This is a genomic window from Tepidimicrobium xylanilyticum (assembly GCF_900106765.1).
In the GTDB taxonomy this organism is placed as follows: domain Bacteria; phylum Bacillota; class Clostridia; order Tissierellales; family Tepidimicrobiaceae; genus Tepidimicrobium; species Tepidimicrobium xylanilyticum.
Genome location: NZ_FNNG01000036.1, coordinates 1 through 1,715 on the forward strand (window position 1 = coordinate 1; position 1,715 = coordinate 1,715).

Consider the following 1,715-nt stretch of genomic DNA (forward strand, 5'->3'; position numbering starts at 1 on the left):
TCTACTGAATCAAATTCACTTTTACTTGAGAAAACCTTTCTCCTGACAAATTCTATTCCTCTTTCTACATGGCCTTTTTCATTACCACTAGCTACCGGTTTAACCCCCTAATAATGGAGAATATCCGTGTATCTCAAGCACTGTTATAGAAACCCTTTGTTTTTCTTAATTTCTCAACCCATTAACAGGGTAATTTTGTTTTCTCATAGAGTCAGGGGCCAGGGCTAAAGCCTGCTTCGCACCCTTGACTCTATTTCGAAATCAAAACTGAGTTTTCTTGGGTTGAGAAATCCGATTTTATGCTGCTTGCTTCTGACAACTGCTAATTTCACTTTGATGTAGTCGGTAAAATGCCGCAGGTGCCAGATAACCCAGGCTACCATGCCTACGTCTATTGTTGTAGTAGTTCAGGTAGTCAGAAATAGCTTCATATGCTTCGGCAAAGGTGTCAAATTCATGACGACTGTAACATTCATCTTCCAAGATACTATGGAATGATTCAATATAGGCATTCATGTTAGGTGTGTTAACAGGGATTCTTTCGTGGATTATCCCTAACTTGTCCATCGCTTTAGAGAATGCTTTTGCTCGAAATTGTGGACCGTTGTCGCTTCTTAGGACTAATTGGTCGGTCTTCTTAATGTTTCTTTTCCTGACGGCATTTTTCACTACTCTAATAGCATCACGTGCTTTGGCAGTAAAGCCAATATGGCTGTCAATGACTTCTTTATCGAAAGCATCAATGACTGATATTTGAAAGAAAAACCGCCTTGTGCCAAGGATATAGCCATACTTAAGGTCAATTTGCCAGTGCTGGTTGGAACGAGTAATCGCTTCTTTTTTGGCTAATTTAGCTGGCCTATATGGTTTCCTTTTCCTTTGGGGTCTTAGTATATTTAGTTCTTTACAGAGCCGGTAGGTCTTTTTATGGTTAATAATCAGTCCATGGTCTTCTTGTAGGCATTTATTTAGTTTTTTATATCCATAGGGATATCCATCTCCATCAATTAGCTCTAGTAAGTAGTTTTTGATGGTTTTATCGTCAACCGGCTCTTTATCTTGGTTTAAGCTGTATCCTGGTATCTTACGGCCTCGTTTGGCTGTTGAGACCGGTTTATGGTTATTTTCTTTTTTAATATGGGCATAGTAGGTGGAACTGGCCAGGCCGACAAAGTTGAGAATGGTTTGTATAGGGTAACCTTCATTGATCCACCTATCAGCAATGGCAACTTTGTCGGCTAATGAGGGTTTTTAAGGTCTCTGATTTCTCTGAGGATCGCCAGTTCTAATTCTTTTTCTGCCAATAGCCGCTTCAGTTGATCATTTTGCTGACTTACTTCTTTTAATCTTTGTTCTAAGGCTTTAGCACGGACGGCTTCTCCTCGGGGAAGAGATTTTACACTGCCTTGTTGTCTGTATTTCCTAATCCATGTATGGATGGTATTGGATGATATTTCATGACGTCTGGCTACCAGGGCCACATTACCGGTTTCCTGACATTCCCGGATGATTTGTTCTTTAAATTCATCGCTATATTTATTGCGTGTCATGGTATCGCCCCCTGTTAGTTTTATGTTACCATGATACAAGGATTTTTTCCAAATCTATTAGGGGGCTATATAGCTACATTACAGAACCTGTATTTAAAGCCATAGTACAAGGATATTTTAATTAAGTCTTCAGTGGCTTCTTTTTCATTTCTACATACAAATCTT

General features: G+C 39.4%; 1 protein-coding gene. It reads right to left on the reverse strand.

Annotated features, from left to right (window positions below; translation table 11 throughout):
* Positions 1-297: 297 nt before the first annotated feature.
* A protein-coding gene (locus BLV68_RS15185; protein ID WP_093755284.1) for an IS3 family transposase occupies positions 298-1,550 on the reverse strand; the annotation gives its coding sequence in 2 pieces (ribosomal slippage) (positions 298-1,244 and positions 1,244-1,550; 1,254 coding nt in all).
* Between the last annotated feature and the right edge of the window lie 165 nt (positions 1,551-1,715).